Annotated in this window: 6 protein-coding genes; all 6 read left to right on the top strand. The window is 61.8% G+C overall.

The window, feature by feature from the left end:
• The coding region (locus EN879_RS22410; protein ID WP_164774518.1) for an FCD domain-containing protein at positions 1-366 on the top strand (366 nt) is incomplete at its 5' end.
• Positions 363-1550 carry a PLP-dependent transferase gene (locus EN879_RS22405; RefSeq protein ID WP_063167895.1) on the top strand — a complete coding sequence of 396 codons (1188 nt, stop codon included), beginning with the start codon at positions 363-365 and terminating at the stop codon, positions 1548-1550. The genes EN879_RS22410 and EN879_RS22405, both read left to right, overlap by 4 nt.
• A gap of 29 nt (positions 1551-1579) precedes the next feature.
• Complete coding sequence (locus EN879_RS22400; RefSeq protein WP_063167896.1) at positions 1580-2857, top strand: sugar ABC transporter substrate-binding protein; 1278 nt, start codon at positions 1580-1582, stop codon at positions 2855-2857.
• Positions 2858-3060: 203 nt separating this feature from the next.
• Positions 3061-3984, top strand: coding sequence for a sugar ABC transporter permease (locus tag EN879_RS22395; RefSeq protein WP_063167897.1), 924 nt, complete (start codon positions 3061-3063; stop codon positions 3982-3984).
• Entirely contained in the window at positions 3984-4832 is an 849-nt protein-coding gene (locus EN879_RS22390) for a carbohydrate ABC transporter permease (RefSeq protein ID WP_013531924.1), read from the top strand. The genes EN879_RS22395 and EN879_RS22390 overlap by 1 nt, the downstream gene beginning before the upstream one ends.
• A gap of 4 nt (positions 4833-4836) precedes the next feature.
• The coding region (gene ugpC, locus EN879_RS22385) for a sn-glycerol-3-phosphate ABC transporter ATP-binding protein UgpC (protein WP_127274249.1) at positions 4837-5637 on the top strand (801 nt) is incomplete at its 3' end.

Here is a 5637-nt window from a genome sequence, read left to right as displayed (position 1 = left end):
AGCCAAGCCGATATTGCCGAGATCGCACGCAAGCTCGACATCATGGAACAGGCGTTCCGCACGCGCGAGGGCATGTCGTCGGAAGAGGATTGGGAGTTCCACCAGGCGATCTACCGGGTCTCGGGCAATCCGCTGTTCGAGCAGATCATCGCCGCCATGCATGAGCTGTTTCACCGCTTCTGGGAGCATCCGCTCGGCGTGCGTGACTTCGGCCACGCCAGCTTTCCCTATCACCGGACCATCTACGAACGCATTGCTGCCCGCGATCCGCAGGGCGCTCGCGCCGAGGCGCTCAAGCTGATCGCCACCGTCGAGGACGACCTCAAGCGCGGCGCGGCCAAACTCAAACTCTCGAGCCAGACATGAACGAGCATCCATCAGGTTTCGATTACGACTATCTCACCGAAGCGGCCACGCTTTTGGCGCATGACGAACCGTTCCCCGGCGGTGCGGTGGTGCCGCCGATCTACCAGACCTCGCTGTTCACCTTCGCCAACTATGCCGAGATGGCCGATACCTTTGCCGGCAAACGAAGGCAGCCGATCTACTCGCGCGGCGACAATCCCACGGTGATGGAGTTCGAGGCGCGCGTGGCAGCGCTCGAGGGCGCAGAAGCCGCGCGCGGCTTTTCCAGTGGCATGGCGGCGATCAGCGCCACAGTGCTTGCGTTCGTCGGTGCGGGCGAGCGCATCGTGGCGGTGCGCAATTGCTATGGCGATGCCTACCGTTTGTTCGAGCGGCTGTTGCCGCGCCTCAACATCAAGGTCGACTATGTCGACGGCTCCGACCCGGATGCGGTCGCGGCGGCACTTCCCGGCGCCAAGCTGCTTTATCTGGAAAGCCCGACCTCGATGATGTTCGAGCTGCAGGACATCGCGCATCTGACACGGTTGGCCAAGGAACAGGGCATCGTCACCACGATCGACAATTCCTGGGCGACGCCGGTGTTCCAGAAGCCGATCACGCATGGCGTCGACCTGGTGCTGCATTCGGCCTCGAAATACCTTGGCGGCCACAGCGATACGGTCGCGGGCGTCGTGGCGGGTTCGGCTGCCCACATCAAGCACATCAACGAGCAGACCTATTCCTATCTCGGCGGCAAGCTGTCCCCGTTCGAAGCGTGGCTTTTGCTGCGCGGCCTGCGCACGCTGCCGCTGCGCCTGCCGCACCACATGAAGAGCGGCCTGACCATCGCCGAACGGCTGAAGGCGCATGCCGCTGTCGAGCGGGTCAACCATCCCGTCTATTCGAACCACCCGGGCAAGGCGACGCTGGCCGGCTATGCCGGGCTGTTCTCCTTCGAGGTTACGGACGAGATTGACATCCCCGTCTTCGTCGACGCGCTGAAATATTTCCGCATCGGCGTCAGTTGGGGCGGGCATGAAAGCCTGGTCGTGCCGGCCAAGGCGTCGCTGGAGCAGACGCCGGGCCTGAATTCGATGGCGCGCTTCGGCGTCAGCCCCCGAACCATCCGCTTCAATGTCGGATTGGAGAGTGTCGAAGACCTGTGGGCGGATGTCGCCCAAGCCTTCGAAAAAGCCAGAAAATAACAAGCGGGTTCAAAATGGGAGTCTTGAACATGAAAAAACTGACCGTCATGCTTGCCACCGTTGCGGGACTGGCGATTTCCGCCGGAAATGCTGTGGCCGATTCGACCCTGAAAATGGTCGAAGTCATCACCAGCCCGCCACGCACCGAATTCCTGAAGAAGCAGATCGCCGAGTTCGAAACGGCCAATCCAGGCATCAAGGTCGAGCTGATCTCGCTGCCCTGGGGGCAGGCGTTCGAGAAATTCCTGACCATGGTGCAGGCCGGCGACACGCCCGACGTGGTCGAGATGCCGGAACGCTGGATGGGCCTCTATGCCAACAATGCCCAGCTCGAGGATCTCGGCCCGTATATGGCCAAATGGGACGACGCCAAGACGCTGGGCGACCGCGCCAAGCAGTTCGGCTCGACCGTCAACAACACCCAGTTCATGATCCCCTACGGCTACTATGTGAACGCGCTGTTCTGGAACAAGAAGCTGTTCAAGGAGGCAGGTCTGGACGGCCCGCCGGCCACGCTCGACGAGTTCGTCGCCGACTCCAAGAAAATCTCCGCCATTCCGGGCAAATACGGCTACTGCCTGCGCGGCGGGCCGGGTGCCTTCAACGGCATGCACATGTTCATGAACATCGCTCAGGGCAAGGGTGGCTACTTCAACGAGGACGGCACTTCGACGATCAACGAGGAGGGCTCGGTCAAGGGCCTGCAGATGCTGGCCGATATGTACAAGGACGGCCTGGCGCCGAAGGATGCGGTGAGCTGGGGTTTCAACGAAACGGTCACCGGCTTCTATTCCGGCACCTGCGCTATGCTCAACCAGGATCCGGACGCGCTGCTCGGCATCGCCGACAAGATGAGCGCCGACGATTTCGCGGTAGCGCCATTGCCGGTCGGGCCGAGCGGCAAATCCTATCCGACACTCGGCTATGCCGGTTGGGCCATGTTCGCCAACTCGCAGCACAAGGACGACGCCTGGAAGCTGATGGCGACCCTTTTGTCGCCGAAGGACAATCTGGAATGGGCCAAGGAAGTCGGCGTCGTCCCGATCCACAACGGTGCCGACCAGGATCCCCATTTCAAGACCGAGCAGTTCAAGGGCTGGTTCACAGAGCTCAGCGACAGCTCCAAATATGAAATGGTCACCCCGCCGACGCATCTGGAGAACCTCGGCAATTTCGTCGACCAGGTGGCGATCAAGAATTTTCAGGAAGTGCTGCTTGGCCAGAAGACGGCCAAGGACGTCGCCGACCAGTGGGCTGCCTTCCTGACCAAGGAACAGCAGGACTGGATGGCGAAGAACAAGAAATAAGCGCGTTCTTTCCTTCTCCCGTTCACGGGGAGAAGGTGTCACGAAGTGACGGATGAGGGGCGGCGGTAGTTTTGCCTACTTTGCGCTGCCCCTCATCTGCCTGCCCATCCTTCGCAGCCGCTGCGCTGCAGCTTCGGAGGGTGAACCGGCACTTCTCCCCGCTCATTGTCCATCCGCTGCTCCAGGGAGCCGATCCTCACCCAATGACCTATGCCGTGTCCGAAATACGATCCGTCGGCAAGCCTCGAAAGAAGCGGCTGTCGCATGCCGCTATCGAGCCATGGCTCTATCTCAGCCCGGCGATCATCCTGCTGGTCGTGGTGCTTCTGGTGCCGCTGGTCATCGGCATCAGCTACTCCTTCCGCAAGTTCTCCGCCTTCAAGTCCGAATATGTCGGGCTCGGCCAGTATCAGGCGATGCTGTCGGATCAGGTGCTGGGCCAGGCGCTGGTCAACACGTTGTGGTGGACGGTCGCCAGCCTTTTCTTCCAGTTCTTCCTCGGCCTTGGCCTGGCGCTTCTGCTCGACAAGCCGTTTCGCGGCCGCAAGGCTGTACAAGCCCTGGTGTTCCTGCCCTGGGCGGTGCCGTCCTTCCTGTCGGGCCTGACTTGGGCCTGGCTGTTCAATCCGATCATCGGCCCGCTGCCGCACTGGCTGTTTGCATTGGGTCTGAAGGCCGAGCCGACCAATGTGCTGTCCGATCCGTCAACCGCCATGTGGGGGCCGATCGTCGCCAATATCTGGTTCGGCATTCCGTTCTTCGCCATCACGCTCCTGGCGGCGCTGAAGTCGATCCCGTCGGAACTGCATGAGGCTGCGGCCATCGATGGAGCCTCGCCCTGGCAGCGCTTCACCAAGGTGACGCTGCCGTTTCTGGCGCCGACCATCGCCATCACCGTGATGTTGCGCACCATCTGGATCGCCACCTTCGCCGACCTGATCTTCGTCATGACCGAAGGCGGACCGGCCGGCTCGACCAACACTGTGCCGGTCTACATCTATGTCAGCGCCTTCAAATCGCTGGACAAGGGCTATGCCTCGGCGGTGGCCGTGCTGCTATTGGTCCTGCTCATTGCCTATGCGATTGCGCTGATCGGTATCCGCCGCACCCTGGTGAGGCACGTCTGATGATCGCAGGACGCACAGCCTCGCAGCGCTTCTTCGGCGGCATCGGCCTCTACGCGGCAATCGCGGCTTACGTGCTCTTTGCCTTGTTCCCGATCTACTGGACGCTGAAGATCTCGGTCACGCCGGAGCGGCTGCTTTATTCCGAAGGCATCACCTTCTGGCCGTCGCACATGACGCTGCAGAACTTCGTCACCGTGCTCGAGGCCACCGATTTCCCCCGCTATTTCCTCAACAGCGTCATCGTCTCGGTATCGACGGCGGCACTGGTGACAATCATCGCCACGCTTGCCGGTTATGCCATGTCGCGCTTCACCTTTCGCGGCAAGGCAGCACTGGCGCTGATGTTGCTTTTGACCCAGACCTTTCCGCTGGTGATGGTCATTCCGCCGATCTACCGCGTGATGGGTCAGATCGGACTGATCAACAGCCTGACCGGGCTGATCATCATCTACACCGCCTTCAACACGGCTTTTGCCACCTTCCTCATGCAGTCCTTTTTCGACGGCATCCCCAAGGATCTGGAGGAAGCGGCGATGATCGACGGCTGCACGCGTGCGCAGGCGATGCGCAAGGTGATTGTACCGCTGACGCTGCCGGGCATGGGCGCGACGCTCGGTTTCGTCTTCACCGCCGCCTGGAGCGAGCTTCTGTTCGCGCTAATGCTGATTTCCAGCGACGACCAGAAGACCTTCGCCGTCGGCTTGCTCACCTTCATCGGCAAGTTCGCCGTCGATTGGGGACAGATGATGGCGGCATCCATCCTGGCGTTGATCCCGGTCTGCATCTTCTTCGCCTTCCTGCAACGCTATCTCGTCACCGGCCTGACCGCCGGCGCCGTCAAAGGATAGATCGATGGCCTCTGTTACGCTCGATAAGGTCCGCAAGGATTATGGCGCCGTCCGCGTCCTGCACGCGGTCGACCTTGAAATCGCCGATGGCGAGTTCGTCGTCCTGGTCGGCCCGTCGGGCTGCGGCAAGTCCACGCTTTTGCGCATGATCGCCGGGCTGGAGGAGGCTTCCGGCGGCGAGATCCGCATTGGCGAGCGGCTGGTCAATGACGTAGCACCCAAGGACCGCGACATCGCCATGGTGTTCCAGTCCTACGCGCTTTATCCGCATATGGACGTGTCGAAGAACATGGGCTTCAGCCTGCTCCTGAAGAAGGCGGAGAAGGCGACGATCGACTCCAGGGTGGACGGCGCCGCCAAGCGGCTCGGGCTCGATACCTTCCTGCAGCGCCTGCCGCGGCAATTGTCCGGCGGCCAGCGCCAGCGCGTCGCCATGGGCCGGGCGATCGTGCGCGACCCCAAGGTCTTCCTGTTCGACGAGCCGCTGTCGAACCTCGACGCCAAGCTGCGCGTCCATATGCGCGCCGAGATCAAGGCGCTGCACCAGCAACTGAAGACGACATCGGTCTATGTCACGCACGACCAGATCGAGGCGATGACCATGGCCGACCGGATCGTCGTCATGCATGACGGGCTGATCCAGCAGGTCGGCGCGCCGCTCGATCTCTACGACCGGCCGGCCAACATGTTCGTTGCAGGTTTCATCGGTTCGCCCGGCATGAATTTTCTGCCGGCGACGGTTCGCAAGGGCGCTACGTTGGAGGCCGTACTGGCCGACGGCCAGGCGCTGCGGCTGCCGGAAGAC

Source organism: Mesorhizobium sp. M7A.F.Ca.AU.002.02.1.1, assembly GCF_003998535.1.
Classification (GTDB): Bacteria; Pseudomonadota; Alphaproteobacteria; order Rhizobiales; family Rhizobiaceae; genus Mesorhizobium; species Mesorhizobium ciceri.
Note: the sequence above shows the minus strand (reverse complement) of the source record. Positions and strands in the feature narration are given on the sequence as shown.